Below are 24,727 nucleotides of genomic sequence, written 5' to 3' on the forward strand. Positions count from 1 at the left end.
GTGTCTAAATCTAAATTTGAGCGTAATAAGCCGCACTTGAACGTAGGCACCATTGGTCACGTTGACCATGGTAAAACCACTTTGACTGCTGCCCTGACCCGTGTATGTCACGAAGTTTGGGGTACCGGCTCTGCGAGTGCCTTCGACCAGATCGATAACGCACCGGAAGAGAAGGCGCGTGGTATTACCATTGCGACTTCCCACGTTGAGTACGATTCCCCGAATCGCCACTACGCTCACGTAGACTGCCCGGGCCACGCTGACTATGTGAAGAACATGATCACTGGTGCAGCGCAGATGGACGGCGCGATCCTGGTTTGCTCCGCAGCTGACGGCCCCATGCCGCAGACCCGTGAGCACATCCTGCTGTCCCGTCAGGTTGGCGTACCTTACATCGTTGTGTTCCTGAACAAGGCGGACATGGTAGACGATGAAGAGCTGCTCGAGCTGGTTGAGATGGAAGTTCGTGACCTGCTGAGCCAGTACGACTTCCCGGGTGACGACACTCCGATCATCACCGGTTCTGCGCTGATGGCGCTGGAAGGCAAAGACGACAACGAGATGGGCACTACCGCTGTTAAGAAGCTGGTAGAAGCTCTGGATGACTACATCCCCGAGCCGGAGCGTGCGATCGATCAGCCGTTCCTGATGCCGATCGAGGACGTTTTCTCTATCTCTGGTCGTGGTACTGTTGTGACCGGCCGTGTTGAGCGTGGCGTTATCAAGACTGGTGACGAAGTGGAAATCGTTGGTATCAAGGATACCGTGAAGACCACTTGTACTGGTGTTGAGATGTTCCGCAAGCTGCTGGACGAAGGTCGTGCCGGTGAGAACATTGGTGCGCTTCTGCGTGGCACCAAGCGTGACGACGTTGAGCGTGGTCAGGTTCTGGCGGTTCCGGGTTCCATCACTCCGCACACCAAGTTCGAGTGCGAAGTGTACGTACTGTCCAAAGAAGAAGGCGGCCGTCATACTCCGTTCTTCAAGGGCTACCGTCCGCAGTTCTACTTCCGTACCACCGACGTAACCGGTTCTTGCGAACTGCCGGAAGGTGTGGAAATGGTTATGCCGGGTGACAACGTCAAGATGAGTGTTACCCTGATTGCTCCGATCGCCATGGAAGATGGCCTGCGCTTCGCGATTCGTGAAGGCGGCCGTACCGTTGGTGCCGGCGTAGTCTCCAAGATCATCGAGTAATCTTCTCGTTTGATCAGGAAAAAGGGGCTGATTCTTCAGCCCCTTTTTCTGTTTCAGCCGCAAAGCCAGCCTGACCCGGTCAACCAGTATTGCTGTTGACAGGGTTGGGTATTATGCATACAATGCGGCTCCTTTTTTTGAAGGTCGGCTAACTAGTAGCTGCTACGAGTGGAGTTTGGTGCATCATGCAAAGCCAAAAAATTCGAATCCGGTTGAAGGCGTTTGATTATCGCCTGATCGACCAGTCCACGCAGGAGATCGTCGATACCGCCAAGCGGACCGGCGCTCAGGTGCGTGGCCCTATCCCTCTGCCGACGCGGAAGGAAAAGTACACCGTATTGATCTCTCCGCACGTCAATAAGGACGCGCGCGATCAGTATGAAATTCGTACGCATAAGCGTTTGCTCGACATCGTTGAGCCGACGGAAAAGACAGTAGATGCTCTGATGAAACTGGACCTGGCAGCAGGTGTAGACGTTCAGATCAGCCTCGGCTAATACCGCCCGGTATTAGTCTGTGTAACTGTCATAAGGCCATAGAGGGTGAGAGCCCCGTACACTTAAGAGGTGAAACATGGCAATTGGTGTTGTCGGTCGTAAGGCCGGTATGACCCGTATTTTTACGGAAGATGGGCAGGCACTGCCCGTAACGGTAATTGAGGTTGAGCCCAACCGCATTACCCAACTGAAAACTCTTGAAAGCGATGGCTACCGCGCCGTTCAGGTGACTGTCGGTACTCGTCGTTCCTCTCGTGTTACCAAGAGCGAAGCGGGCCACTTTGCCAAGGCGGGTGTTGAAGCCGGTCGTGGTATGTGGGAATTCCGTCTTGCCGATGGCGAAGGTGAAGACCTGGCCGCCGGTGGCGAGATTACGGCTTCTGTATTCGAAGATGGTCAGGTGGTAGATGCCATCGGCCAGTCCAAGGGTAAGGGCTTCCAGGGCGGTGTTAAGCGCTGGAACTTCTCCATGCAGGATGCCACTCACGGTAACTCTCTGTCTCACCGTGCTCCGGGTTCCATTGGTCAGAACCAGACTCCGGGCAAGGTATTCAAGGGCAAAAAGATGGCGGGCCAGATGGGTAATGCTCAGGTAACTGTGCAGAACCTGAAAATTGTCCGTGTCGACGCCGAGCGCAACCTGCTGCTGGTAAGTGGTGCCGTTCCCGGCGCAACTGGCGGCGATGTTGTCATCAAGCCTGCAGTTAAAGCCTGAGGAGCGGTGCGATGGAATTGACTATTACAGGTAGCGGCAAGGGAATTTCTGTTTCCGACGCTGCATTCGCCAAAGATTTTAACGAGTCGCTGGTTCACCAGGTAGTGACTGCCTACATGGCAGGCGCCCGCCAGGGTACCAAGGCTCAGAAAACGCGTTCCGAAGTAAGCGGTGGCGGTAAAAAGCCATGGCGTCAGAAGGGTACTGGTCGTGCCCGTGCCGGTACTATCCGTAGTCCGATCTGGCGCTCCGGTGGCGTTACCTTTGCAGCCAAGCCTCGCGGCTTTGAGCAGAAGGTAAACCGCAAAATGTACCGCGCAGCGATGCGCTCCATTTTTTCCGAGCTGGTTCGCCAGGAGCGTCTGGTTGTTGTTGACGACATGAACGTTGACAGCCCGAAGACCAAGGCATTCAACGCCAAGCTGAAGGATATCGGTGTGACCAATGCGCTGATCCTGTCCGACAACGTCGAGCAGAACCTGCATCTGGCCTCGCGCAACATTCCGCACGTTGACGTGCGTGATATTGCCGGTCTGGATCCGGTTAGCCTGGTTGCCTTCGAGAAGGTCGTTGTGACCGTTCCCGCTCTGAAGAAGATCGAGGAGATGCTGGGATGAATCAGGAACGTATTTACAAGGTCCTGCTTGGGCCGCACGTATCGGAAAAAGCGTCTCTGGCAGCAGAGCGTGGTCAGGTAGTGTTTCGTGTAGCACCTGATGCCACCAAGCCCGAGATCAAAAAAGCCGTTGAGCAGCTGTTCAACGTCACCGTAGAAGGTGTTCAGGTTCTGAACCGTAAGGGTAAGCTCAAGCGCACTATCCGCGGGTTCGGCAAGCGTAATGACATTCGTAAGGCTTACGTAAAGCTGGCAGAAGGTCAGGACATCGATTTTCTGGATGTGGAATAAGGTAAAGGGGTCGTAATATGCCGATCGTCAAAACCAAACCAACATCTGCCGGACGCCGTCACGTTGTAAAGCTTTACAACCCGGATCTGCACACTGGGCGCCCCTACGAGCCGTTGGTAGAAAGAAAGAACAAGACGGGTGGTCGTAACAATGTAGGCCGCATCACAACCCGTCACACGGGTGGTGGCCACAAGAAGCACTACCGTGTCATCGATTTCAAGCGGACCAAAGATGGTATCCCGGCGGTCATTGAGCGCCTGGAATACGATCCGAACCGCTCTGCGCACATTGCACTGTTGAAGTATGCCGATGGCGAGCGTCGTTACATCATCGCTCCCAAGGGTATGCAGATCGGTGATCCTGTGCGCTCCGGTATCGACGCGCCAATCAAGGTGGGTAGCACGCTGCCGCTCCGGAATATTCCGGTCGGTTCAGTGATCCACTGCGTCGAACTCAAGCCTGGCAAAGGTGCACAGCTGGCTCGCTCTGCGGGCGCATCCGTACAGCTGGTTGCCCGGGAAGGTGCTTACGCCACCATCCGCCTGCGCTCAGGTGAAATGCGTAAGGTGCTTGTTGACTGTCGCGCAACGTTGGGTGAAGTGTCCAACAGCGAACGCAGCCTCAAGCAGCTTGGTAAAGCGGGTGCATCACGTTGGCGCGGCAAACGGCCAACAGTACGTGGTGTTGCTATGAACCCAGTTGACCACCCACATGGTGGTGGTGAAGGGCGTACCTCTGGCGGGCGTCACCCGGTTACTCCGTGGGGTGTTCCGACCAAAGGGCATAAGACTCGTAAGAACAAGCGTACTGACAAAATGATAGTACGTCGTCGTTCGGCCAAGTAAACGACTACATAGAGGTAATTGCTGTGCCACGTTCTTTGAAGAAAGGTCCTTTTATAGACCTGCATCTGTTGAAGAAGGTCGAGGCAGCTCTGGAAGCTAACGACAAGCGGCCGATCAAAACCTGGTCCCGCCGGTCGACAGTCTTTCCGGAGATGGTAGGCCTGACCATTGCAGTCCACAACGGCAAGCAGCACGTGCCGGTTTATGTCACCGAAGATATGGTTGGACATAAGCTGGGTGAGTTCGCGGCAACGCGTACTTATCGTGGTCATGCGGCCGACAAGAAAGCTAAACGCTGATTCTGAGGTAATCAAAATGGAAGTAGCAGCCAAGTATAAGGGCGCTAACCTCTCAGCTCAGAAAGCACGTCTTGTCGCTGACCAAGTACGTGGCAAGGCTGTTGAGGATGCCCTGAACATTCTGACTTTCAGCCCGAAGAAGGCGGCGGTCGTGATCAAGAAAGCTCTTGAGTCCGCCATCGCCAACGCTGAGCATAACGAAGGTCTGGACGTTGACGAACTGCGGGTTTCCACCGTGATGGTGGATGAGGGTCCGACGCTCAAGCGAATCAAAGCTCGAGCCAAGGGGCGCGCTGACCGTATTTTCAAGCGCACCTGCCATATCACCGTCAAGGTCGCCGACAAGTAGGAGATGCTCAGATGGGTCATAAAGTAAATCCAACCGGCATTCGCCTGGGTGTGATCAAAGAGCACAACTCAGTCTGGTATGCCGACAAAAAGGAATACTCCAAGAACCTGCTGAATGATATTCAGGTTCGCGAGTTCCTCGACAAGCGTCTGGTTAAGGCGTCTGTCAGCAAGATTGTGATCGAGCGCCCTGCTCAGAACGCCCGTATCACGATCCATACTGCCCGTCCCGGTATTGTTATCGGTAAGAAGGGTGAAGATGTTGATCGTCTGCGTCGCGAAGTCAGCGACATGATGGGTGTGCCTGTGCACATCAACATCGAAGAAGTCCGCAAGCCGGACCTCGATGCCCGCCTGGTAGCGCAAAACGTTGCCGGCCAGCTGGAGCGTCGTGTGATGTTCCGTCGCGCTATGAAGCGTGCGGTCCAGAACGCCATGCGCCAGGGTGCCAAGGGTATCAAGATCCAGGTTGGCGGTCGTCTCGGGGGTGCTGAAATCGCGCGTTCCGAGTGGTATCGCGAAGGTCGTGTTCCGCTGCACACACTGCGTGCAGATATTGATTACGCAACCTACGAAGCGCATACCACTTACGGCGTAATCGGCGTCAAGGTATGGATCTTCAAAGGTGAGATTCTTGGTGGTATGGAGCAGGTCCGTGCTGACAAGAAAGCCTCTGGGAAGAAAGGTTCTAAGTAAAGGGGCACTCTTATGCTGCAACCAAAACGCACCAAATTCCGCAAGGTAATGAAAGGCCGTAACACCGGTCTTGCTCACCGCGCCAACAAGGTGAGCTTCGGTGAATACGGATTGAAGGCTACGAGCCGTGGGCGTATAACTGCGCGCCAGATTGAGGCAGCGCGTCGTACCATGACTCGTCGCATCAAGCGGGGCGGTAAGATCTGGATCCGGGTATTCCCGGACAAGCCGATCACCGGTAAGCCGCTTGAAGTTCGAATGGGTAAAGGTAAGGGTTCTGTCGAGTATTGGGTGGCTGAAATCCAGCCTGGCCGTATGCTCTACGAGATGGAAGGTGTTTCCGAGGAAATCGCTCGTGACGCATTCACTCTCGCGGCGGCCAAACTGCCGGTACAGACCACCTTTGTAACGAGGACGGTGATGTGATGAAAGCAACAGAGCTGCGTGAAAAGTCAGTCGAGGAGCTGAACAAAGAGCTGATCGACCTCCTGAAGGAGCAGTTCAACCTGCGCATGCGTAAGGCGACAGGTCAGCTGAATCAGTCTCACCTTCTCGGCAAGGTGAAGCGCGACATCGCTCGCGTGAAAACAGTATTGAACGAAAAGGCAGGACAGTGACATGACCGAAGCTACCCAAACTGCCAGAACTCTGAGCGGCAAGGTCGTGAGCAACAAGATGGAGAAGTCCATCGTGGTGCTGGTCGAGCGTCAGGTGAAACACCCGCTGTACGGTAAGTACATGAAGCGTTCAACCAAGATCCACGCTCACGATGAGAGCAATCAGTGCAACATCGGTGACACTGTGACCATTCAGGAAACCCGTCCGGTCTCCAAGACCAAGAGCTGGGCCCTGGTGGAAGTCACTGAACGTGCATCCAAGGTGTAATTCGCCCGGAGAACAACCATGATTCAGACTCAAACAATGCTTGAAGTCGCGGATAACAGCGGTGCGCGTCAGGTGATGTGCATCAAGGTCCTGGGCGGTTCACATCGGCGTTATGCCAGCGTAGGGGATATCATCAAGGTGACCGTCAAGGAAGCCATCCCCCGCGGTAAAGTGAAGAAAGGCCAGGTCCTGAAAGCTGTCGTGGTACGCACCCGCAAGGGTGTTCGCCGTCCCGACGGTTCGCTGATCCGTTTCGACGGAAACGCGGCGGTACTTCTGAACAATCAGGACGCACCGATTGGTACCCGTATCTTCGGACCGGTTACCCGTGAACTGCGTAATGAAAAGTTCATGAAGATTATCTCACTGGCACCCGAAGTACTTTAAAGGACCAGAGGCCGGTTATGAAAAAGATCAAACGAGATGACGAAGTAATCGTCACCACGGGGAAAGATAAAGGCAAACGTGGTAAAGTCCTGAAGGTTCAGGACGATGGCCGCATGGTGGTTTCTGGGATCAATATGATCAAGAAGCACACCAAGCCGAACCCGATGCTGGGCTCCCCAGGTGGCATCGTCGAAAAAGAAGCACCTATCCAGGCTTCCAACGTGGCTATTTTTAATCCGCAGACCGGCAAAGCCGATCGTGTAGGCTTCCAGATCAAGGAAGACGGCGCGAAAGTGCGGATCTTCAAGTCCACGAATGAAGCTGTCGATAACCAGTAAGCGGTGGTGGTTACGATGCTTAACATGAAAGAGCAGTACAGTAAGGAAGTGGTACCCGCCCTGCAGAAAGAGTTCAGCTACAAGAACATCATGCAGGTGCCGCGTATCGAAAAGATCACCCTTAACATGGGTGTCGGCGAAGCGGTTGGTGACAAGAAGCTGATTGAGAATGCTGTGGCGGATCTCGAGCGCCTGGCAGGTCAGAAAGCGGTTGTTACCAAGGCTCGTAAATCCGTCGCGGGTTTCAAAATCCGTGAAGGTTGGCCTATCGGTTGTAAAGTTACCCTGCGCGGCGAGCGTATGTGGGACTTCTTTGATCGTCTGGTTCACATTGCGGTTCCCCGCATTCGTGACTTCCGCGGTCTGAATCCCAAATCGTTCGACGGTCGCGGTAACTACAGCATGGGTGTGCGTGAGCAGATCATTTTCCCCGAGATCGAGTACGACAAAGTCGACAAGATCCGTGGTCTGGATATCACCATTACCACCACTGCCGGTACCGACGATGAAGGTCGCGAACTGTTGAAAGCCTTTGGCTTTCCGTTCAAGAAATAAGGAACGAGTGTAATGGCTAAGGTTTCCATGAAAAACCGTGAGCTCAAGCGCGAAAAGACCGTTGCGAAGTTTGCAGCGAAGCGTGCCGAGCTCAAGGCGATTATCAAGAACCCGAATACCAGCGATGATGACCGTTGGGACGCACAGATGAAGCTTCAGCAGCTTCCTCGCGATGCTTCTCCTTCGCGTCTTCGTAATCGTTGCCAGGTGACTGGTCGTCCCCACGGCGTTCTGCGCAAGTTTGAGCTGTCACGGATCAAACTCCGTGAATACGGCATGCGCGGTGACGTTCCGGGCCTGACCAAGGCAAGCTGGTAAGATAGGCACCCTGACCTCGGTCGGGTGCCTGTTGGTAAGCGGTGCGGCAAGCCGCTGCACAACTAAAAAGATCAGGAGCCTCATACCAATGAGTATGCAAGACACGCTTGCGGATATGTTTACCCGTATCCGTAATGCACAGATGGCATCGAAAGCAGACGTTACGATGCCGTCTTCAAAAATGAAGATCTCCGTAGCCCAAGTCCTTAAGGACGAAGGTTACGTCGACGATTTCTCCGTTTCAGCCGACGCGAAGCCCGAGCTGACGATTACTCTGAAATATTTCGGTGGCAAGCCGGTTATTGAAGAGATCAAGCGGGTCAGCCGTCCGAGTCTGCGCCAGTACAACGGCGCTGGGGAACTGCCGAAAGTATCCGGTGGTCTGGGAGTCGCGATTGTCTCAACGTCCAAGGGCGTTATGACAGACCGCGCCGCACGAGCTGCTGGCGTGGGTGGCGAAGTCATCTGCACCGTATTCTAGGAGATACACATGTCCAGGGTTGCCAATAATCCTGTCGTGCTGCCTTCCGGTGTTGAGGTTAAGCTGAACGGACAGGAAATTAGTGTGAAGGGTTCCAAGGGAGCGCTTCAAATCACCATTCACCAAGCGGTTGAAGTAAAGCAGGAAGAGAATGTTCTGCGCTTTGCGGCCCGCGATGGTGCTACCAAGTCCCGCGCTCTTGCTGGTACTACTCGTGCACTGGTCAACAACATGGTGACCGGTGTTTCCACAGGCTGGGAACGTAAACTCCAGCTGACGGGCGTAGGTTACCGTGCCCAGGCGCAAGGTAAGAAGCTCAATCTGACTCTGGGTTTCTCACACCCGGTCGAGTATGAGCTGCCCGAGGGGATTACCGCAGAAACTCCGTCCAATACGGAAGTTGTGATTCGCGGTATCGACAAGCAACAGGTTGGCCAGGTCGCTGCGGAAGTCCGCGCGTTCCGTCCGCCCGAGCCTTATAAGGGCAAGGGTGTTCGTTATGCGGATGAGCAGGTCAGACGCAAAGAAGCCAAGAAGAAATAAGGCGGGACTATGAGCGCGAATACTGAAAGATTGCGTCGCGCACGCAAAGTGCGCATGAAGATCCGTGAACTGGGTACCAATCGTCTGTGCGTTCACCGCACACCGCGTCACATGTACGCCCAGGTCACAACTGCAGACGGCAGCAAGGTGCTGGCTTCTGCCTCCACGTTGGATAAGGAACTGCGCCAGGGTGCAACCGGTAACGTGGACGCTGCCAAAAAGGTCGGTCAGCTGATCGCTGAGCGTGCCAAGGCAGCAGGTGTAGAGCAGGTTGCTTTTGACCGCTCCGGTTACCGTTATCACGGCCGTATTCAGGCTCTGGCCGACGCAGCCCGTGAAGCTGGCTTGCAATTCTAAGAGGTGGAGAAGATGAGCGTTAACGAACAGAAGGCGCCTGAGCTCCAGGAAAAGCTGGTTCAGGTCAATCGTGTCGCCAAGGTTGTTAAAGGTGGCCGTATTTTCGCCTTCACCGCACTGACTGTAGTGGGTGATGGTAAAGGTCGCGTTGGTTTCGGTCGTGGCAAGGCGCGTGAAGTGCCGGTTGCCATCCAGAAGGCCATGGAAGCTGCACGCAAGAACATGGTAGAAGTTCCGCTTGACGGTACTACCCTGCAATACCCGGTCAAGGCTCAGCATGGCGGCTCCAAGGTCTACATGCAGCCTGCGTCCGAAGGTACTGGTATCATCGCCGGCGGTGCGATGCGCGCAGTACTGGAAGTGGCGGGTGTTCAGAACGTACTGTCCAAGTGTTACGGGTCTACCAACCCGGTGAACGTGGTACGTTCCACCATCAAGGGTCTCCAGGCAACTCAAGCGCCTGAAGATATTGCAGCCAAGCGCGGTAAGACCGTGGAAGAGATTCTGGGTTGAAGTCATGGCGAACGCAAAAACGATCAAAGTAACTCTGACCCGCAGCCCCATCGGCTGCCAGCCCAAGCACAAGTTGTGTGTGAAGGGCCTGGGTCTTCGTAAAATCGGTCACACCGTGGAAGTGGAAGATACCCCTTCCATCCGCGGCATGATCAACCGGGTTGATTACCTGGTTCGGGTTGAGGAGAACTAAGATGCGTCTGAACGAACTTAGTCCGGAACCCGGTTCACGCCAGGCCCCCAAGCGGGTCGGTCGTGGTATCGGTAGCGGTCTCGGTAAAACCGGCGGTCGTGGTCACAAGGGTCTGAAAGCCCGCTCCGGCGGCAGTGTAGCGCCCGGTTTCGAGGGTGGTCAGCAGCCGTTGGCCCGTCGTCTGCCGAAGTTTGGCTTCACCTCCCGTCAGCAGCGCTACGTTGCTGAAATTCGCCTGAACGAGTTGGCGAAGGTTGAAGGCGATGTGGTGGATCTGGAAGCCCTGAAAAAGGCAGACATTATTCGCGGAGAGATTCGCGAAGCCAAGGTTATCATGTCCGGCGAACTGAGCCGCGCGGTAACTGTGAAGGGACTTCGGGTAACCAAAGGCGCGCGCGAGGCAATTTCTGCCGCGGGTGGTAAAGTCGAAGACTAAGGCGAGTCGAGGACTAAATGGCCAAGAACGCATCATTGCCTGCGGGCGCGGGTAAAGGACTGGCAGAGCTGCGATCGCGGCTCTGGTTTGTCTTCCTGGCATTGCTGGTGTACCGGATTGGTGCCCACATTCCGGTGCCGGGTATCAACCCCGACCGTCTGGCGGCACTGTTTGAACAGAACCAGGGCACAATCCTGAGCATGTTCAACATGTTTTCCGGTGGTGCGCTTGAGCGCATGAGTATCTTCGCTCTCGGTATCATGCCGTACATTTCGGCCTCTATCATCATGCAGCTCATGACTGCGGTTAGTCCGCAGCTTGAGCAGCTGAAGAAAGAAGGTGAGGCTGGCCGTCGAAAGATCAGCCAGTACACACGGTATGGTACGGTTATCCTGGCCCTGGTTCAGGGTTTTGGTATTTCTGTCGGTCTGGCATCTCAGGGTGTCACTTTCAATGACAGCTTCAGCTTCCACTTTGTGGCGGTTGTGTCATTCGTGAGTGGTGCCGTGTTCATGATGTGGCTTGGCGAGCAGATCACCGAGCGGGGTGTTGGTAACGGCATCTCCCTGCTGATCTTCGCCGGTATCGTCGCCGGGCTTCCCGGTGCGATCGGTCAGACGCTCGAGCAGGCCCGAAATGGTGAGATGAGCCTGCTGGTCGTGCTCGGTATTGGTGTTCTTGCGGTTGCTGTTATCGGCTTCGTGGTCTTCATGGAGCGCGGGCAGCGCAGGCTGACAATCAATTACGCCAAGCGGCAACAGGGTCGCCGGGTGTTCGCCCAGCAGTCCAGTCACCTTCCCCTGAAGGTAAATATGGCCGGTGTTATTCCGCCCATCTTTGCGTCTTCCATTCTGCTCTTCCCGGCATCGCTGGGGCAGTGGTTTGGTCAGGGTGAGGGTATGGAATGGCTGAGCGATGTATCCCAGGCTCTGGCGCCGAGCCAGCCGTTGTACATTATCCTGTTTGCAGCAGCAGTGGTTTTCTTCTGCTTCTTCTATACAGCCCTGATGTACAACCCGAAGGAAGTTGCGGATAACCTCAAGCGCTCTGGAGCGTTTATTCCGGGCATTCGTCCTGGTGATCAGACTGCCAAGTATATCGATGGTGTTCTGACCCGTCTGACGCTGTTCGGTGCAATGTACATTGCAGCAGTTTCCCTGTTCCCTCAGTTCCTGATGGTGGCCGGGAATGTACCGTTCTATCTGGGTGGTACCTCTCTGCTGATTGTTGTAGTCGTGGTGATGGATTTCATGGCGCAGGTTCAGTCGCACCTGATGTCCCATCAGTATGAATCACTGATGAAGAAGTCCAATCTCAAGGGCTATGGTCGGAACGGTTAATCCCGTTCCCCTTGAAAACTGGAGTCGACAATGAAAGTACGCGCTTCGGTAAAGAAAATTTGCCGTAACTGCAAAGTAATTCGTCGCAATGGCTCGGTACGAGTCATTTGCTCGGAGCCTCGTCACAAGCAACGCCAGGGTTGATTCCGAGAGGAATCGTTCCTGACATTGTAGGGTTTCGGAATGATGGCGCTTGACTCCATGCGGGGTCAGGCGCTATTATTTCGCGCCCTTTTTGTGGCGGAAAATTCACACAGCAAAGCTTTGAACGCGGAGTAATTTGGATGGCACGTATAGCCGGTGTCAATATACCCGATCACAAACATGCTGTTGTCTCGCTGACCTACATCTTTGGTGTTGGCAAGACCACAGCCCAGAAGCTTTGCGATGCAACCGGCGTCAAGCCGGACGTCAAGGTCAAAGACCTTAGCGACGAGCAGCTTGAAGCACTTCGTACTGAAGTGGGCAAGGTGTCTGTCGAAGGCGATCTGCGTCGTGAAGTACAGATGAACATCAAGCGTTTGAAGGATCTCGGATGCCACCGTGGTCTGCGTCATCGTCATGGCCTTCCGGTCCGTGGCCAGCGCACCAAGACCAACGCACGCACCCGTAAAGGTCCACGCAAACCTATTCGTAAGTAACAGGTAGGCAAACATGGCAAAGCCAGGTACACGTACCCGTAAAAAGGTGAAAAAGACGGTTGTTGATGGCGTCGCGCACATTCACGCGTCCTTCAACAACACTATCGTGACCATTTCTGACCGTCAGGGCAACGTCCTGTCCTGGGCCACTTCTGGTGGTTCCGGTTTCCGTGGGTCACGCAAGAGTACACCTTTTGCTGCGCAGGTAGCAGCTGAAAGAGCCGGTAATGCGGCTGCTGAATACGGCCTTAAAAACCTGGACGTAGAGGTTAAGGGTCCTGGGCCCGGACGTGAGTCTGCAGTTCGCGCGCTGAATGCGTGTGGCTACAAGATCACCAACATCACAGATGTGACGCCGATTCCCCACAACGGCTGTCGTCCGCCCAAGAAGCGCCGCGTCTAACACAGGAGACAGTGAATTATGGCTCGTTATATAGGCCCGAAGTGCAAGCTGTCTCGTCGTGAAGGGACAGATCTTTTTCTGAAGAGCGGTGTTCGCGCGCTCGATTCCAAGTGCAACATCGAGACTCCGCCGGGTATGCACGGCGCGCGTCGCGGTCGTCTGTCCGAGTACGGCGTACAGCTTCGTGAGAAACAGAAAGTTCGTCGTATCTACGGCGTTCTCGAGAAGCAGTTCCGCAACTATTACAAAGAGGCCGCCCGAGGCAAAGGTGCAACTGGTGAAAACCTGCTGCAACTGCTGGAAGGTCGTCTCGATAACGTTGTATACCGCATGGGCTTTGGTTCTACCCGTGCAGAAGCCCGTCAGCTCGTCTCTCACAAGGCGATCCTGGTCAACGACAAGACGGTTAATATTCCGTCCTACCAGGTCCGGCCGGGTGATGTTGTGAGCGTGCGTGAAAAGGCGAAGAACCAGCTGCGTGTTAGAGGCGCACTGGATCTGTCTGCAAGCCGTGCACCGGTGAGCTGGGTAGAGGTCGACGCCAACAAGATGTCCGGCGTTTACAAGTCAGTACCCGAGCGTACTGAACTGCCGGCCGACATCAACGAGAACCTCATCGTCGAGCTTTACTCCAAGTAAAGCCCAGTTAGCAACGATAGCAGATAGGGGCGTCTATGCAGCGTTCAGTACATGAGTTATTGACACCTCGTACCATTGACGTGAAGGAATCAAGCGCCACACGTGCCAAGGTTACGCTTGAGCCTCTGGAAAGGGGCTTTGGCCATACTCTGGGCAGTGCACTGCGCCGGATTCTCTTGTCTTCGATGCCGGGCTGCGCCGTGACTGAAGCGCAGATTGACGGTGTCCTGCACGAGTACAGCGCCATTGAGGGTGTCCAGGAAGACGTCATTGAGATTCTTCTGAATCTCAAAGGCGTAGCCGTAAAAATGAACGGTCGGGACGATGCCGAGCTCACGCTCAGCAAGAAAGGCCCGGGCGTTGTGACAGCCGGTGATATCAAGCTGGATCATGACGTCGAGATTGCCAACCCGGAGCACGTGATCTGTCACCTTAGCGAGAATGGTGAAGTGAACATGCGTCTCCGTGTTGCACGCGGTCGCGGCTATGAGCCGGCGGACCAGCGCGGTCTTGACGAGGACGAAACTCGCGCCATCGGACGCCTGCAGCTGGATGCAACATTCAGCCCGGTTCGTCGTGTGGCTTACGCCGTGGAAAGTGCACGGGTAGAGCAGCGGACCGATCTGGACAAGCTGGTTATCGACCTGGAGACCAATGGCACGATCGACCCGGAAGAAGCAATTCGCCGGGCGGCCACCATCCTCCAGCAGCAACTGGCGGTGTTTGTCGATTTCGATCATGAGAAAGAGCCCGAGCGCGTTGAGGAAGAGGAAGAAATTGATCCGATCCTGTTGCGTCCGGTTGATGATCTGGAATTGACAGTGCGTTCAGCTAACTGCTTGAAGGCTGAGAACATTTACTACATCGGCGATCTTATCCAGCGCACAGAAGTTGAGCTGTTGAAGACGCCTAACCTTGGTAAAAAGTCGCTGACCGAGATCAAGGACGTTCTGGCGTCCCGTGGTCTGTCACTGGGCATGCGTCTTGATAACTGGCCGCCGGCTAGCCTTCGTGGCGACGACCGGGTTCTGGGCGGTTAATCGCCGATTAGTTTAAGGTAAGGAATCAGAGCAATGCGTCATCGTAAGAGTGGTCGTAAGTTCAGCAGGACCAGTGCGCATCGCAAGGCCATGTTCCGTAACATGACTGCGTCACTGGTTGAACACGAGCTGATCAAAACAACGCTGCCGAAAGCCAAAGAGCTTCGTCGGGTAGCTGAGCCTTTGATCACGCTTTCCAAGAATGATTCGGTCGCGAATCGTCGTCTGGCGTTCTCACGCCTGCGTGACGATGCAGCGGTTGCCAAGCTGTTTGACGAGCTTGGTCCTCGCTACAATGAGCGTCCGGGTGGATACCTTCGTATCCTGAAGTGTGGCTTCCGTGCTGGCGACAATGCCCCTATGGCATTCGTTGAGCTGGTCGGTCGTCCGCTGGATATCGAAGCGGAAGAGGTGGACGAAGACGAGGATTAATTCCTTCGGCTTTGGCCAACCACAAAAAACCGGGTTCCGTAAGGTTCCCGGTTTTTTGTGTCTGGGTTTTAGGAAGTTCTTAGTCTTGGAGGTTAGGTGGCTGGCCAGGGGGTGGGGGTTTATTTTCTTTGGAAAAATAACTCGCTTCGCTCAGACATCTTTTTCCGGCAGAAAATAAACCCCCACCCCCTTGCCGACAGAGCTATTTCTTGCCCGCCAATGACTTCGTCAGCATTGGCTTCAGATAGCGGCCTGTATGAGAAGCGGGGTTCTCGGCGACTTCCTCCGGCGTTCCCTCGGCAATGATCTGGCCGCCGCCAGAGCCGCCTTCGGGGCCCAGGTCGACAATCCAGTCGGCTGTCTTGATCACGTCCAGATTGTGTTCGATGACCACGATGGTGTTGCCATGGTCACGGAGCCTTTCCAGGACATTCAGCAGTTGCTGGATGTCGTAGAAGTGCAGGCCGGTGGTTGGCTCGTCGAGAATGTAGAGTGTCTTGCCGGTATCCCGCTTGGAGAGCTCCTTGGCCAGTTTAACCCGCTGGGCTTCGCCGCCCGAGAGCGTCACTGCGCTCTGCCCCAGTCGGATGTAGGAGAGGCCCACATCCATCAGGGTCTGGAGCTTGCGGGCCAGGAAAGGCACGGCATCGAAGAACTCGCGCCCTTCCTCAACGGTCATTTCCAGTACTTCGTTGATGTTTTTGCCCTTGTAGCGCACTTCCAGGGTTTCCCGGTTGTAGCGCTTTCCCTTGCAGACGTCGCAGGGCACGTAGATATCCGGCAGGAAATGCATCTCTACCTTGATCACGCCGTCGCCCTGGCATGCCTCGCATCGTCCACCTTTGACGTTGAAAGAGAATCGGCCAGGTTTGTAACCCCGGGAACGTGCCTCCTGTGTTCCGGCAAAGAGTTCACGGATGGGAGTGAACAGGCCGGTGTAGGTGGCCGGATTCGAGCGGGGGGTACGGCCGATGGGGCTCTGGTCAATGTCGATGACCTTGTCCAGGTGGTCCAGTCCTTTGAGTGACTGGTAGGGGGCATGGTTGAGGCTGGTGGCCTTGTTGAGTTTGGCGGCAGCCACCGGATAAAGGGTGCTGTTGATCAGCGTGGACTTGCCAGACCCGGATACACCGGTGACGCAGGTCATGATGCCCAGGGGCAAATCGAGCGTAACGTCTTTCAGGTTGTTGCCAGTAGCACCTGACAGTGTCAGAGTTTTTCCGCTGCCTTTGTTGCGCTGTTTGGGAATGGCGATTTCCCGGGTGCCGTTGAGGTATTGCCCGGTAAGCGAATCGGGGTTGTCGATGATCTGTTGCGGTGTGCCCTGGCCGATAACCTTGCCGCCATGAACGCCAGCACCCGGTCCGATATCAATGACATGATCTGCAGCGCGGATCGCATCCTCATCGTGTTCGACAACAATCACGGTATTGCCCAGATCCCGGAGATGGGTGAGGGTGGCCAAAAGCCGGTCATTGTCCCGTTGATGCAAGCCGATGGAGGGTTCGTCAAGAATGTACATGACGCCTACCAGCCCGGCGCCGATCTGGCTTGCCAGGCGAATACGCTGCGCCTCACCCCCTGAGAGTGTATCGGCACTTCGTTCAAGCGTGAGGTATTCCAGCCCGACGTTCACCAGGAACTGAAGGCGCTGCCGCACTTCCTTCAGAATTTTTTCGGCTATCTCACCTTTTCGACCCGGTAGCGCGAGGGTTTCGAAGTAATCATGTGCGTCACCCACCGGGAGATGGGTGACATCGGAAATATTGTGCTCTTCGATAAAAACGTGGCGGGCGCTGCGGCGCAGTCGTGAGCCGCCGCATTCTTTGCACGGCTGGGTGCTCAGATTGCGGGCGAGCTCCTCCCGCATGCTCTGTGAATCGGTCTCGCGGTAGCGCCGTTCAAGGTTTGGCAGAATGCCCTCGAATGGATGTGCCTTCTCCATGATATGGCCACGGGAATTCACATAACGGAATGGGATATCCTCATCGCCCGAGCCGAACAGCAGCACGTTGCGAAAATCCTCGGGGAGATCCGCCCAGGGCGTTTCCAGATCGATGCCGTAGTGATCTGCCACGCTGCCCAGCATCTGGAAGTAATAGACGGCCCGGCGATCCCAGCCCTTGATGGCGCCGGATGCCAGAGTGGCTTCCGGGTGCTGGACAATTTTTTCGGGATCAAAGAACTGTTTAACACCCAGTCCGTCGCAGGTAGGGCAGGCACCCGCAGGGTTGTTAAAGGAAAACAGTTTCGGCTCGAGCTCGCTCAGGGCATAGCCGCACTGGGTGCAGGCATAACGGGCGGAGAAGGTCTGTTCTTCCCCCTCACCACTCATGGGCGCCACAAGGGCAATCCCGTCCGCCAGGTCCAGGGCGGTTTCGAAACTCTCGGCAAGCCGCTGCTCCAGGCCTGGCTTGACCTTGAACCGATCGACGACCACATCAATCTGATGTTTGCGTTTTTTGTCCAGGGCCGGCACATCGTCGATGTCATAAACCGTGCCGTCCACCCGAACGCGGATAAAGCCCTGGCTGCGCATGGTTTCGATAACCTGCAGATGTTCGCCTTTCCGATCCCGTATTACCGGTGCCAGAATCATCAGTTTGCTGTCCGCTGGCATGGCCACCACCTGGTCTACCATCTGGCTGATGGTCTGCGCTTCCAGGGGTTGGCCGTGGTCGGGGCACCGGGGCTCCCCGGCGCGGGCGAAGAGCAGGCGCAGGTAATCGTAGATTTCCGTGATGGTGCCAACGGTGGAGCGAGGGTTGTGGGAAGTGGACTTCTGCTCAATGGATATCGCTGGCGACAGCCCTTCGATATGGTCCACATCCGGCTTCTCCATCATCGAGAGAAACTGGCGGGCATAGGTAGACAGCGACTCCACATAACGTCGCTGCCCTTCAGCATAGAGCGTATCGAACGCAAGGGACGATTTACCGGAACCGGAGAGGCCGGTAATCACGATCAGTTTGTCCCTTGGCATATCCAGGTCGATGTTCTTCAGGTTGTGGGTTCGTGCCCCTTTGATCTGGATATGGTCCATAACACCTCGCTCGGATAAAAACGAAAATTATACCGCGTTGGGCCCGCTGCGGCGAAAATGATACCGGGGCCAGCATCACGCGGGTTGTCCCCCGTCAGCGCCCCTTCTGTTACAATGCGCCGCCTGCGATGGGTATCTGCCCTCAATCTGACCGCTTTCAACCCCGGCTGAGGTACGTAATTGCCATGAATGCGCTGGAAAAACGCTCCGTATTCGCCCTGGCGTCTGTTTACGCCATGCGCATGCTCGGGCTGTTCATGGTGCTGCCGGTATTCATGTTGCTGGGCGAAGATCTCAAGGATGCAACGCCCGCACTGCTGGGTCTCGCTATAGGCGCCTATGGACTCAGTCAGGCCCTGTTGCAGATTCCCTTCGGCATGCTGTCTGATCGGGTTGGCCGAAAGCGCATGATCTATATCGGGCTGGTACTTTTTGCCGCAGGCAGTTTGCTGGCCGGAGCCACGGACTCCATATACGTTGTAATTGCCGGTCGGATTCTTCAGGGCGCCGGTGCGATCGCCAGTGTGCTGATGGCGCTGCTCAGTGACCTGACCCGCGAAGAAGAGCGGACCAAGGCCATGGCAACGGTAGGGATTACCATCGGCCTGTCGTTTTCGGTATCGCTGGTTCTTGGGCCCCTTCTCGGAGCCTGGTGGGGACTGTCCGGGATCTTCTACACCACGGCAGCACTGGCCGTGGTGGCGCTGGTGATCGTCAACCGCGTGGTTCCGACGCCCCATCAGCACAAGACCAGCCCCGACACGCATCCTGCCCGGGAGATGCTGGGGCGCGTGCTTTCAGACGGTCGTCTTCTCCGGTTGGATTTCGGTATCTTCGCACTGCATCTAGTGCTGACCGCCCTGTTTCTGGTGTTTCCCTCCATGCTTCAGGAGCAGTTTGGCCTTGCCAGCAGTTCACACTGGTGGTTTTACCTGAGCGTGATGGTCACGTCTTTCTTCGCCATGGTGCCGTTCATCATCATTGGCGAGAAAAAACGCAGGATGAAACCCGTGCTTTGTGGGGCAATTGCCTTGCTGACGTTGGCTACTGCCGGGTTTACCGGTGTTTCGAGCAGCCTGGTTGCGGCCTGGGCTGTGCTGTTTTTCTTCTTCATGGCCTTCAACTTGCTCGAGGCCAGCCTGCCGTCATTGATCAGTAAGGAGGCGCCGGCTGCAAGCAAAGGCACGGCAATGGGGGTTTACTCCACCTCCCAGTTCATGGGTGCGTTTCTGGGGGGCGCATTCGGCGGCTACCTCCTGGAGGTAGCCGGGCTGCAGGGCGTGCTCTGGTTCATGGTGGTAGTGCTGGGCCTCTGGCTGCTGATAGCGCTCACCATGCCCGCGCCCGGTCACACCACAAGTTTCGTGGTACAGTTGCAGCAGGTAATGAACGACCAGTACGACGACATCGATAACAATCTCCGCCGCCTTCCGGGTGTTCAGGATGTGGTGATTGTGGAAGACGCTGCCACCGCCTATCTTAAGGTGGATCGTCAGCAATTTGATGAAGCGTTACTTGCGGACTTTTCCTTTGTCCGGCAGGCTAACCATTCTTGAAATCCGGAGGCTCGCACGGAACGCGGGCGTCCCTGAAAACAGAGTCAGGAGCAGAACATGGCACGAGGCGTAAACAAGGTAATCCTAATCGGTAATCTGGGGCAGGACCCGGATACCCGCTACACCCCCAACGGCAATGCCGTAGTAAACCTGAACCTTGCAACAGACGAAAGCTACAAGGATCGTCAGACCGGTCAGCTGGTGCCGAAAACCGAATGGCACCGGGTTGTCATGTTCGGTAAGATCGCCGAAGTTGCGGGACAGTACCTGCGAAAGGGCTCGAAGGTTTATATTGAGGGCAAGCTTCAGACCCGCAAATGGCAGAACAAGGAAGGGCAGGATGTCTATACCACCGAGGTTGTGGTGGATATCAATGGCCAGATGCAGATGCTGGACAGCCGTGGCGGCGAAGGCGGAATGAGCCAGGGCGCGCCGGCAGGGCGGCCTCAGCAGTCCGGCTACAACGCGCCGGCTGGACAGCAGAACAATCCGCCACCGCAATCCGGTGGCTACAGTAACCAGCCCTCGCAGGGCAGCATGCCCGAACCGGTTGACGACTTTGATGATGACATTCCGTTCTGACTCTCCCCACGAGACAAACGGGATTTGAGCATCCGAACTCTATAAAGCCTCCGCATCGCGGGGGCTTTATTGTTACTGACTTGCAAAAACGGTGTGAAATCAGCCAAAAAAACGTGGAGTTACGTTCGCTTTCTCATCTATTATGTAATCCATTGCGAAAAATGCCGGTTTTTTGGGCAATACAATAGTCACGCGAGGCTGGCGAGTGGCCTTCGGATCCTTTTTGCGGACCCCATGACAAAGACACCGATATTACGAAAATTGACCGGCCTATTCAGGCACTCCGGGGCACGTCTGCGGGTATGTCTTGAGATTCGTCCGGACGGCATTGCCTGGGCGGAATCAGCCGGGTCTGAAGCAGGGCGATCGGGCTTCAGTGATTGTCTGCCTGCGAGGCGTCTGGAAACCCTCGCCGCCTTGGTGGAAAGTGAAGGTTGGTCCGGCGCAGCGACGACGCTTGTGCTCCCTCTGGACCAGTATCAGGTGTTCCAGATGGATCGCCCGGAAGGCATCGAGGAATCGGAACTGGGCGATGCTCTCAAGTGGAAGTTGAAAGATTTTCTGGACTTCAGTCCGTCCGAAGCCGTTTCCGATGTGTTTCCCTTTCCCCGGGACGCATCCCGTGGGCGAGGTGAGCTGGTTAATGTAGTCGCGGCCAGGAAAGTTCTGGTCTCGGAACTGGTTCGGCTGGTTCAGGAGGCGGGCCTGGAGCTTGAGCGCATTGATATCGCCGAGCTGGCATTGCGAAACCTGGTGTGCCGGCTGGATGAGAATCGACGCGGGGCAGCACTGGTTCATCTGAAAGACAATTACGGCCAGATGGTGATCTGCAGAGACAATACCCTGTATCTGTCGCGCAAACTGGATGTGACCTCCGAAGACCTGCGTGATGCGGCCCGTCAGGAATCGGCCGTTCAGTCGTTGGCTCTGGAAATGCAGCGTTCCCTCGACTACTACGAAAGCCAGCTGGGCCAGGTTCCGCCGGCGATGATCCGTCTTGTCGCCCGCGACAGTGTCCTGCCACTTGCCTCCATGTTGTCCTCCTATGTAGCCGCTGGTATCGAAACCCTCGACTGGAACGCCCTGGGCCTTCAGGCCGATCTGGACAGTCGTTGCCTGCCTGCCTGGAGCGCATGCTTGCCAATGCCGGAGGACGGTCGCCCATGATCCAGCAGGTCAATCTGTATACAGACGAGCTTCGCCCGCATAAGGAGAGGCTACAGGCGGGGACGGCGGTTGGTGTTCTGCTAGTGGGGTTGCTGCTGGTGGCGTTCGTGGCCGGTTTCCTGATTTACGAGAACTCCGTGATGGCCAACAAGGCCTCGCGCCTGGACCGGCAGAATCAGCAGCTTGAGCAAGCCGTGGCGGAGCTTTCAGCGGCGGTTCAAGCTCGCCAGCCGGATGCGGAAGTGGAGGAGGCTCTGAACCGTGTAACCCAGACCCTCGCTCGTCGCCAGCGTTTGCTGGAACGGGTAGAGAGTCTCGTGCTCTCGGAAGGCCGCAATTTTTCGCCGCAATTGTCAGCTCTGGCCCGGCAGATCCCGAAAGACGTCTGGCTAACTGACGTTATTCTCGAGTCGGCCCCGGACAAAGTCACCATTGAGGGGCGTAGCCGTGATGGCGCTCTGGTGCCTCGATACCTTGAAAATCTGGGCGACGAGGCGGCTTTTGCCGGAAAAACTTTTGGTGCGTTCCGGTTGTCACGGTCGGACGAGGGCCGGTGGATTGATTTTCATGTGTCCAGTAAACGCGACGGGGAGACCAACTGATGGCGGATGCGTCCAACACCTCCCTGGCACGAGCGGCGCAGTGGTATAACCTGCGCCCGATTCGCGAGCGGGCACTGATTCTGCTGACGGCGCTGGTGCTTGTCCTGGTTGTCGTCTGGGAGCTTGCGGTTACGCCGTTGCAGCAACGGCATCAGAACCTGGAGAATCGCCTCCAGATGCTGTCCAGCAGTCGGGATGACCTGCTTGCGCAGCAACAGACGCTTAACGCACAGCTCGCGACCGATCCCTCCCGGGAGTTGCGCAATCAGCTAAACGCCCGGCAACAGAGACTGGAACGGCTCAATCAGCAGATCGCGGATACCACGGGGCAACTGATCGCGCCCACAGCGATGGTGGCACTGCTCAGGAATATTCTGGCGGCCCAGGAATCGCTGGAGTTGCAGGCACTCGAGTTACAGACTCCAACCCCGGTTTTCGCACCGGATGCACCGGAGCAGTCGTCTCAGGAGTCGCAGGCTGCGCCTGAGCCACTGCTGTATGCCCACGATGTCGAGCTCCGGATCAAAGGGAGCTACCTCGATGTACTGAATTACCTGCAGCGGCTGGAGGCAATGGATGAGCGCCTCGGCTGGATCAGGCTGGAATACAGCGCGGGAGACTGGCCCTCGGGAGAGGCGGTCATCAGGGTGCAAACACTGAGCCTGGATCAGGCCTGGCTGGGGGTATGAGATGAGCAGACGCCTGAATAAGAAAGCAAGTTGGTGGTTTGGCATGGCGCTCGGCTCTGTGTTTTTTTGTGCGGGCCCGGCCCATGCACTGCAGGATCCGACCCGGCCGCCGCCCGGCCCGCAGGCCACAGCTGCCAAGCCGGCGCCAGAGCGGTCACTGGCTCTGGATTCCATTCTTTTCAGCAAGGACAGGCGAGTCGCCGTAATCGAAGGTGAGGCCCTCAGGGAAGGCCAGGGTTTTGACAACGTGCGGGTTATCCGGATCTACGCCAATCGGGTTCTGGTCACGGATAACGGCCGCGAACGGGTGTTGTACCTGGAGAGACTTCCGCAGGTTCGGGGAACTCAATGACAGACAATCGGATACTCATGACAACCATTAAAATCACAGGTGCACTGGCGTTGAGCCTGGTGTTGACGGCGTGCAGCAACAATCCGTTGATGCGGTCGGCAACGGCTACCTCAACCGATGCTGCGGACGCTATTGACCAAAGCCTTGAAGAGGCCACGCAACCAAAACCGGCGGCGCCAGCATCCACCGAGGCTTCAGCACCTTTACCTGCGGACGTAAGCGCAGCATTGCTGCCGTCACTGTCCGGCGGCGCGGATCTGGACGAACGTTTTGACGTCAATGCCCGGGGAGTGCCTGCTGCAAGCTTTTTTGAATCGCTGGTCGAGGGGACCCGTTACAACGTGGTGGTCCATCCCGATGTCACTACCAGCATCGATCTCCGGTTGGGTGATGTCACCGTACCGGAAGTTATGGATATAGCCGGTGACCTGTATGGCCTGGATATCCGCCGCAATGGCCGGCTGTTCCGTGTTCAGGCGGATCAGGTCCAGACGCGGATGTTCCCCATTGATTACCTGCATTTCAAACGCAAGGGCGGCTCCGAGACCCGCGTAAGTTCCGGGCAGGTGACGGGCGCGCGCAGTGGCAGTTCCGGTAACTCCAATAGCAATGGCGACAGCACTGGTTCCGGCGAGACCCGCAACCTGGTGGGAACCACCATTTCCACGGAAACGGCGTCGGATTTCTGGAAAGACATTCAAAGCGCCCTGAGCATGATTGTCGGTGGCGGTGATGGCCAACAGGTGATTGTCAATCCGGGTGCCGGCCTGGTTATGGTCCGGGCCGGTTCCGAAGATTTGCGCATGGTTGAGGAGTACCTTCGCCGCACTGAGCTGATTATGCAGCGTCAGGTGATCCTGGAAGCCAAGATTCTGGAGATCGCGCTTAACGAGGGCTACCAGCAGGGCATCAACTGGTCGGATATCCAGAGCGCGTCCAGCATTACCGCCTCGGATGGTTTGCCGGAGGATTTCACCGCGCAGGCTTTGGCGGGCCAGGTTATTCAGACATCCGATATCGGAGGCCTGTTTTCTGCCAGCGTGCGCGCCGGCGATTTTACCGGCCTGATCGAGCTGCTCGGGAAGCAGGGCAATGTGCAGATTCTCTCCAGCCCACGGATTTCAACGGTGAATAACCAGAAGGCGGTCATCAAAGTCGGTACCGACGAGTTTTTTTGTCACCGATATTGATTTTGATGACAACAACTCCGCCGTTACAGCCACAGATTCAACATCAACCTCCGTGGAGTTGACCCCGTTCTTCTCGGGCATTTCGCTGGATGTCACTCCCCAGATTTCTGAAAGCGGTGTGATCACCCTGCATGTACACCCCTCCGTCAGTGAGGTGACCGATCAGGAAAAGGTGATCACCATTGGCGAGCGGGACGTCACGCTGCCCCTGGCCAGCAGCACCGTTCGTGAAACCGACAGCGTGATCCGCGCCGAGAGTGGCCAGATCGTTGTGATCGGTGGTCTGATCCAGAACTCCAGTGAGGACAACAATTCCGCGGTTCCCTTCTTCAGCGAGATCCCGCTGGTGGGCGAATTGTTCAAGCAGCGGAGATTCCAGTCGCGCAAGAGTGAGCTGGTCATCCTTCTGCGACCGGTTGTGGCCGGAACGCCGGAGATGAACGCGGACGTGTCCGCCAGCCGGGAGCGCATGAATGTGCTGCGCGAGTTGCTGCAGTCATCTGAATCCGTCACACCGGAACCGGAGAAAGCCGTTCGATAG

At 56.2% G+C, this 24,727-nt stretch carries 38 protein-coding genes; 37 read left to right on the forward strand and 1 reads right to left on the reverse strand.

From position 1 onward, the window contains the following. The 29 genes from tuf (at window position 1) to rplQ (ending at window position 15,005) form a co-directional block, all read left to right on the forward strand. Window positions 1–1,197, forward strand: coding sequence for an elongation factor Tu (gene tuf / locus HP15_RS01890; RefSeq protein ID WP_008174823.1), 1,197 nt, complete (start codon window positions 1–3; stop codon window positions 1,195–1,197). A gap of 185 nt (window positions 1,198–1,382) precedes the next feature. Further along, on the forward strand, window positions 1,383–1,694 hold the full coding sequence (gene rpsJ, locus HP15_RS01895; protein ID WP_004580743.1) for a 30S ribosomal protein S10: 312 nt from the start codon (window positions 1,383–1,385) through the stop codon (window positions 1,692–1,694). 76 nt (window positions 1,695–1,770) lie between these two features. Then, the gene (rplC, locus tag HP15_RS01900) at window positions 1,771–2,409 is read left to right on the forward strand and encodes a 50S ribosomal protein L3 (RefSeq protein WP_008174858.1); all 639 of its coding nucleotides are present in this window, start codon (window positions 1,771–1,773) and stop codon (window positions 2,407–2,409) included. An 11-nt stretch (window positions 2,410–2,420) separates the two neighbouring features. Further along, window positions 2,421–3,026, forward strand: a complete 606-nt coding sequence (rplD, locus tag HP15_RS01905; RefSeq protein ID WP_008174860.1) for a 50S ribosomal protein L4 — start codon at window positions 2,421–2,423, stop codon at window positions 3,024–3,026. After that, window positions 3,023–3,316: a 50S ribosomal protein L23 gene (rplW, locus tag HP15_RS01910; RefSeq protein ID WP_008174862.1), complete on the forward strand. Its 294-nt coding sequence runs from the start codon at window positions 3,023–3,025 to the stop codon at window positions 3,314–3,316. The genes rplD and rplW overlap by 4 nt, the downstream gene beginning before the upstream one ends. 17 nt (window positions 3,317–3,333) lie before the next feature. Next, on the forward strand, window positions 3,334–4,161 hold the full coding sequence (rplB, locus tag HP15_RS01915; protein ID WP_014575956.1) for a 50S ribosomal protein L2: 828 nt from the start codon (window positions 3,334–3,336) through the stop codon (window positions 4,159–4,161). A 23-nt stretch (window positions 4,162–4,184) separates the two neighbouring features. Next, on the forward strand, window positions 4,185–4,460 hold the full coding sequence (rpsS, locus tag HP15_RS01920) for a 30S ribosomal protein S19 (protein ID WP_007154011.1): 276 nt from the start codon (window positions 4,185–4,187) through the stop codon (window positions 4,458–4,460). Window positions 4,461–4,476: 16 nt separating this feature from the next. After that, window positions 4,477–4,809, forward strand: coding sequence for a 50S ribosomal protein L22 (rplV, locus tag HP15_RS01925; RefSeq protein ID WP_008174870.1), 333 nt, complete (start codon window positions 4,477–4,479; stop codon window positions 4,807–4,809). An 11-nt stretch (window positions 4,810–4,820) separates the two neighbouring features. Then, window positions 4,821–5,504 (forward strand): 30S ribosomal protein S3, encoded by a 684-nt coding sequence (gene rpsC / locus HP15_RS01930; RefSeq protein ID WP_008174872.1) that lies wholly within the window; start codon window positions 4,821–4,823, stop codon window positions 5,502–5,504. A gap of 12 nt (window positions 5,505–5,516) precedes the next feature. After that, window positions 5,517–5,930, forward strand: coding sequence for a 50S ribosomal protein L16 (gene rplP / locus HP15_RS01935; protein WP_008174875.1), 414 nt, complete (start codon window positions 5,517–5,519; stop codon window positions 5,928–5,930). Then, window positions 5,930–6,121: a 50S ribosomal protein L29 gene (gene rpmC, locus HP15_RS01940; RefSeq protein ID WP_008174877.1), complete on the forward strand. Its 192-nt coding sequence runs from the start codon at window positions 5,930–5,932 to the stop codon at window positions 6,119–6,121. The genes rplP and rpmC overlap by 1 nt, the downstream gene beginning before the upstream one ends. A gap of 1 nt (window position 6,122) precedes the next feature. Then, window positions 6,123–6,389, forward strand: a complete 267-nt coding sequence (gene rpsQ / locus HP15_RS01945; protein WP_008174879.1) for a 30S ribosomal protein S17 — start codon at window positions 6,123–6,125, stop codon at window positions 6,387–6,389. Window positions 6,390–6,407: 18 nt separating this feature from the next. Next, window positions 6,408–6,776, forward strand: coding sequence for a 50S ribosomal protein L14 (gene rplN, locus HP15_RS01950; RefSeq protein ID WP_007154005.1), 369 nt, complete (start codon window positions 6,408–6,410; stop codon window positions 6,774–6,776). 17 nt (window positions 6,777–6,793) lie between these two features. Continuing rightward, a complete protein-coding gene (gene rplX / locus HP15_RS01955; protein ID WP_008174881.1) occupies window positions 6,794–7,114 on the forward strand; it encodes a 50S ribosomal protein L24 in 321 nt (106 codons plus the stop codon). 15 nt (window positions 7,115–7,129) lie between these two features. Then, window positions 7,130–7,669 carry a 50S ribosomal protein L5 gene (gene rplE / locus HP15_RS01960; RefSeq protein ID WP_008174883.1) on the forward strand — a complete coding sequence of 180 codons (540 nt, stop codon included), beginning with the start codon at window positions 7,130–7,132 and terminating at the stop codon, window positions 7,667–7,669. Window positions 7,670–7,681: 12 nt separating this feature from the next. Next, entirely contained in the window at window positions 7,682–7,987 is a 306-nt protein-coding gene (gene rpsN, locus HP15_RS01965; RefSeq protein ID WP_008174884.1) for a 30S ribosomal protein S14, read from the forward strand. Between the two features lie 88 nt (window positions 7,988–8,075). Beyond that, window positions 8,076–8,468: a 30S ribosomal protein S8 gene (gene rpsH, locus HP15_RS01970; protein ID WP_008174886.1), complete on the forward strand. Its 393-nt coding sequence runs from the start codon at window positions 8,076–8,078 to the stop codon at window positions 8,466–8,468. Window positions 8,469–8,477: 9 nt separating this feature from the next. Beyond that, a complete protein-coding gene (gene rplF / locus HP15_RS01975; RefSeq protein WP_008174888.1) occupies window positions 8,478–9,011 on the forward strand; it encodes a 50S ribosomal protein L6 in 534 nt (177 codons plus the stop codon). A 9-nt stretch (window positions 9,012–9,020) separates the two neighbouring features. Continuing rightward, complete coding sequence (rplR, locus tag HP15_RS01980) at window positions 9,021–9,368, forward strand: 50S ribosomal protein L18 (protein WP_041644927.1); 348 nt, start codon at window positions 9,021–9,023, stop codon at window positions 9,366–9,368. 12 nt (window positions 9,369–9,380) lie between these two features. Continuing rightward, complete coding sequence (gene rpsE / locus HP15_RS01985; protein WP_008174892.1) at window positions 9,381–9,881, forward strand: 30S ribosomal protein S5; 501 nt, start codon at window positions 9,381–9,383, stop codon at window positions 9,879–9,881. Window positions 9,882–9,885: 4 nt separating this feature from the next. Beyond that, window positions 9,886–10,074, forward strand: coding sequence for a 50S ribosomal protein L30 (rpmD, locus tag HP15_RS01990; RefSeq protein WP_012139786.1), 189 nt, complete (start codon window positions 9,886–9,888; stop codon window positions 10,072–10,074). Between the two features lies 1 nt (window position 10,075). Continuing rightward, a complete protein-coding gene (gene rplO, locus HP15_RS01995; RefSeq protein ID WP_014575962.1) occupies window positions 10,076–10,510 on the forward strand; it encodes a 50S ribosomal protein L15 in 435 nt (144 codons plus the stop codon). Window positions 10,511–10,527: 17 nt separating this feature from the next. Further along, complete coding sequence (gene secY, locus HP15_RS02000; RefSeq protein ID WP_008174899.1) at window positions 10,528–11,850, forward strand: preprotein translocase subunit SecY; 1,323 nt, start codon at window positions 10,528–10,530, stop codon at window positions 11,848–11,850. A gap of 30 nt (window positions 11,851–11,880) precedes the next feature. Beyond that, window positions 11,881–11,994 carry a 50S ribosomal protein L36 gene (gene rpmJ, locus HP15_RS21825; RefSeq protein WP_008174902.1) on the forward strand — a complete coding sequence of 38 codons (114 nt, stop codon included), beginning with the start codon at window positions 11,881–11,883 and terminating at the stop codon, window positions 11,992–11,994. Between the two features lie 140 nt (window positions 11,995–12,134). Continuing rightward, window positions 12,135–12,491, forward strand: a complete 357-nt coding sequence (gene rpsM / locus HP15_RS02005) for a 30S ribosomal protein S13 (RefSeq protein ID WP_014575963.1) — start codon at window positions 12,135–12,137, stop codon at window positions 12,489–12,491. A gap of 13 nt (window positions 12,492–12,504) precedes the next feature. After that, window positions 12,505–12,894 carry a 30S ribosomal protein S11 gene (gene rpsK, locus HP15_RS02010; protein WP_007153992.1) on the forward strand — a complete coding sequence of 130 codons (390 nt, stop codon included), beginning with the start codon at window positions 12,505–12,507 and terminating at the stop codon, window positions 12,892–12,894. 18 nt (window positions 12,895–12,912) lie between these two features. Then, a complete protein-coding gene (gene rpsD / locus HP15_RS02015; RefSeq protein WP_041644928.1) occupies window positions 12,913–13,533 on the forward strand; it encodes a 30S ribosomal protein S4 in 621 nt (206 codons plus the stop codon). Window positions 13,534–13,568: 35 nt separating this feature from the next. Then, entirely contained in the window at window positions 13,569–14,573 is a 1,005-nt protein-coding gene (locus HP15_RS02020) for a DNA-directed RNA polymerase subunit alpha (protein WP_008174911.1), read from the forward strand. Window positions 14,574–14,606: 33 nt separating this feature from the next. Further along, window positions 14,607–15,005, forward strand: coding sequence for a 50S ribosomal protein L17 (gene rplQ / locus HP15_RS02025; protein WP_008174913.1), 399 nt, complete (start codon window positions 14,607–14,609; stop codon window positions 15,003–15,005). A 202-nt stretch (window positions 15,006–15,207) separates the two neighbouring features. Here the strand turns inward: rplQ and uvrA are convergent, their stop codons facing one another. Continuing rightward, on the reverse strand, window positions 15,208–18,048 hold the full coding sequence (gene uvrA, locus HP15_RS02030; RefSeq protein WP_014575968.1) for an excinuclease ABC subunit UvrA: 2,841 nt from the start codon (window positions 18,046–18,048) through the stop codon (window positions 15,208–15,210). A gap of 185 nt (window positions 18,049–18,233) precedes the next feature. Here uvrA and HP15_RS02035 point away from each other — a divergent pair, with 185 nt between their 5' ends. From HP15_RS02035 to HP15_RS22515, 8 genes are all read left to right on the forward strand, one after another. Further along, window positions 18,234–19,604: an MFS transporter gene (locus tag HP15_RS02035; RefSeq protein ID WP_014575969.1), complete on the forward strand. Its 1,371-nt coding sequence runs from the start codon at window positions 18,234–18,236 to the stop codon at window positions 19,602–19,604. Between the two features lie 57 nt (window positions 19,605–19,661). Continuing rightward, window positions 19,662–20,186 carry a single-stranded DNA-binding protein gene (gene ssb, locus HP15_RS02040; protein WP_008174919.1) on the forward strand — a complete coding sequence of 175 codons (525 nt, stop codon included), beginning with the start codon at window positions 19,662–19,664 and terminating at the stop codon, window positions 20,184–20,186. 234 nt (window positions 20,187–20,420) lie between these two features. After that, window positions 20,421–21,353 (forward strand): type IV pilus biogenesis protein PilM, encoded by a 933-nt coding sequence (locus HP15_RS02045; protein WP_227499687.1) that lies wholly within the window; start codon window positions 20,421–20,423, stop codon window positions 21,351–21,353. Then, window positions 21,350–21,955 (forward strand): PilN domain-containing protein, encoded by a 606-nt coding sequence (locus HP15_RS02050; protein WP_041644930.1) that lies wholly within the window; start codon window positions 21,350–21,352, stop codon window positions 21,953–21,955. The genes HP15_RS02045 and HP15_RS02050 overlap by 4 nt, the downstream gene beginning before the upstream one ends. Continuing rightward, window positions 21,955–22,644, forward strand: a complete 690-nt coding sequence (gene gspM / locus HP15_RS02055) for a type II secretion system protein GspM (protein WP_014575972.1) — start codon at window positions 21,955–21,957, stop codon at window positions 22,642–22,644. Before HP15_RS02050 ends, gspM begins: the two co-directional genes overlap by 1 nt. Before the next feature lies 1 nt (window position 22,645). After that, on the forward strand, window positions 22,646–22,996 hold the full coding sequence (locus HP15_RS02060; RefSeq protein ID WP_014575973.1) for a hypothetical protein: 351 nt from the start codon (window positions 22,646–22,648) through the stop codon (window positions 22,994–22,996). 17 nt (window positions 22,997–23,013) lie between these two features. After that, window positions 23,014–24,186: a pilus (MSHA type) biogenesis protein MshL gene (locus HP15_RS02065; RefSeq protein ID WP_227499688.1), complete on the forward strand. Its 1,173-nt coding sequence runs from the start codon at window positions 23,014–23,016 to the stop codon at window positions 24,184–24,186. Window positions 24,187–24,238: 52 nt separating this feature from the next. Then, window positions 24,239–24,727, forward strand: a complete 489-nt coding sequence (locus tag HP15_RS22515) for a type II secretion system protein GspD (RefSeq protein ID WP_264641931.1) — start codon at window positions 24,239–24,241, stop codon at window positions 24,725–24,727.

Source organism: Marinobacter adhaerens HP15 (assembly GCF_000166295.1).
Classification (GTDB): Bacteria; Pseudomonadota; Gammaproteobacteria; order Pseudomonadales; family Oleiphilaceae; genus Marinobacter; species Marinobacter adhaerens.

Excerpts from the sequence above, each read along its gene's own strand:
- rpsJ (WP_004580743.1), top strand. The coding sequence starts at position 1,383 with ATGCAAAGCCAAAAAATTCGAATCCGGTTGAAGGCGTTTGATTATCGC.
- rplC (WP_008174858.1), top strand. The coding sequence starts at position 1,771 with ATGGCAATTGGTGTTGTCGGTCGTAAGGCCGGTATGACCCGTATTTTT.
- rplD (WP_008174860.1), top strand. The coding sequence starts at position 2,421 with ATGGAATTGACTATTACAGGTAGCGGCAAGGGAATTTCTGTTTCCGAC.
- rplW (WP_008174862.1), top strand. The coding sequence starts at position 3,023 with ATGAATCAGGAACGTATTTACAAGGTCCTGCTTGGGCCGCACGTATCG.
- rplB (WP_014575956.1), top strand. The coding sequence starts at position 3,334 with ATGCCGATCGTCAAAACCAAACCAACATCTGCCGGACGCCGTCACGTT.
- rplV (WP_008174870.1), top strand. The coding sequence starts at position 4,477 with ATGGAAGTAGCAGCCAAGTATAAGGGCGCTAACCTCTCAGCTCAGAAA.
- rpsC (WP_008174872.1), top strand. The coding sequence starts at position 4,821 with ATGGGTCATAAAGTAAATCCAACCGGCATTCGCCTGGGTGTGATCAAA.
- rplP (WP_008174875.1), top strand. The coding sequence starts at position 5,517 with ATGCTGCAACCAAAACGCACCAAATTCCGCAAGGTAATGAAAGGCCGT.
- rpmC (WP_008174877.1), top strand. The coding sequence starts at position 5,930 with ATGAAAGCAACAGAGCTGCGTGAAAAGTCAGTCGAGGAGCTGAACAAA.
- rpsQ (WP_008174879.1), top strand. The coding sequence starts at position 6,123 with ATGACCGAAGCTACCCAAACTGCCAGAACTCTGAGCGGCAAGGTCGTG.
- rplN (WP_007154005.1), top strand. The coding sequence starts at position 6,408 with ATGATTCAGACTCAAACAATGCTTGAAGTCGCGGATAACAGCGGTGCG.
- rplX (WP_008174881.1), top strand. The coding sequence starts at position 6,794 with ATGAAAAAGATCAAACGAGATGACGAAGTAATCGTCACCACGGGGAAA.
- rplE (WP_008174883.1), top strand. The coding sequence starts at position 7,130 with ATGCTTAACATGAAAGAGCAGTACAGTAAGGAAGTGGTACCCGCCCTG.
- rpsN (WP_008174884.1), top strand. The coding sequence starts at position 7,682 with ATGGCTAAGGTTTCCATGAAAAACCGTGAGCTCAAGCGCGAAAAGACC.
- rpsH (WP_008174886.1), top strand. The coding sequence starts at position 8,076 with ATGAGTATGCAAGACACGCTTGCGGATATGTTTACCCGTATCCGTAAT.
- rplF (WP_008174888.1), top strand. The coding sequence starts at position 8,478 with ATGTCCAGGGTTGCCAATAATCCTGTCGTGCTGCCTTCCGGTGTTGAG.
- rplR (WP_041644927.1), top strand. The coding sequence starts at position 9,021 with ATGAGCGCGAATACTGAAAGATTGCGTCGCGCACGCAAAGTGCGCATG.
- rpsE (WP_008174892.1), top strand. The coding sequence starts at position 9,381 with ATGAGCGTTAACGAACAGAAGGCGCCTGAGCTCCAGGAAAAGCTGGTT.
- rpmD (WP_012139786.1), top strand. The coding sequence starts at position 9,886 with ATGGCGAACGCAAAAACGATCAAAGTAACTCTGACCCGCAGCCCCATC.
- rplO (WP_014575962.1), top strand. The coding sequence starts at position 10,076 with ATGCGTCTGAACGAACTTAGTCCGGAACCCGGTTCACGCCAGGCCCCC.
- secY (WP_008174899.1), top strand. The coding sequence starts at position 10,528 with ATGGCCAAGAACGCATCATTGCCTGCGGGCGCGGGTAAAGGACTGGCA.
- rpmJ (WP_008174902.1), top strand. The coding sequence starts at position 11,881 with ATGAAAGTACGCGCTTCGGTAAAGAAAATTTGCCGTAACTGCAAAGTA.
- rpsM (WP_014575963.1), top strand. The coding sequence starts at position 12,135 with ATGGCACGTATAGCCGGTGTCAATATACCCGATCACAAACATGCTGTT.
- rpsK (WP_007153992.1), top strand. The coding sequence starts at position 12,505 with ATGGCAAAGCCAGGTACACGTACCCGTAAAAAGGTGAAAAAGACGGTT.
- rpsD (WP_041644928.1), top strand. The coding sequence starts at position 12,913 with ATGGCTCGTTATATAGGCCCGAAGTGCAAGCTGTCTCGTCGTGAAGGG.
- HP15_RS02020 (WP_008174911.1), top strand. The coding sequence starts at position 13,569 with ATGCAGCGTTCAGTACATGAGTTATTGACACCTCGTACCATTGACGTG.
- rplQ (WP_008174913.1), top strand. The coding sequence starts at position 14,607 with ATGCGTCATCGTAAGAGTGGTCGTAAGTTCAGCAGGACCAGTGCGCAT.
- uvrA (WP_014575968.1), bottom strand. The coding sequence starts at position 18,048 with ATGGACCATATCCAGATCAAAGGGGCACGAACCCACAACCTGAAGAAC.
- HP15_RS02035 (WP_014575969.1), top strand. The coding sequence starts at position 18,234 with ATGAATGCGCTGGAAAAACGCTCCGTATTCGCCCTGGCGTCTGTTTAC.
- ssb (WP_008174919.1), top strand. The coding sequence starts at position 19,662 with ATGGCACGAGGCGTAAACAAGGTAATCCTAATCGGTAATCTGGGGCAG.
- HP15_RS02045 (WP_227499687.1), top strand. The coding sequence starts at position 20,421 with ATGACAAAGACACCGATATTACGAAAATTGACCGGCCTATTCAGGCAC.
- HP15_RS02050 (WP_041644930.1), top strand. The coding sequence starts at position 21,350 with ATGATCCAGCAGGTCAATCTGTATACAGACGAGCTTCGCCCGCATAAG.
- gspM (WP_014575972.1), top strand. The coding sequence starts at position 21,955 with ATGGCGGATGCGTCCAACACCTCCCTGGCACGAGCGGCGCAGTGGTAT.
- HP15_RS02060 (WP_014575973.1), top strand. The coding sequence starts at position 22,646 with ATGAGCAGACGCCTGAATAAGAAAGCAAGTTGGTGGTTTGGCATGGCG.
- HP15_RS02065 (WP_227499688.1), top strand. The coding sequence starts at position 23,014 with ATGACAACCATTAAAATCACAGGTGCACTGGCGTTGAGCCTGGTGTTG.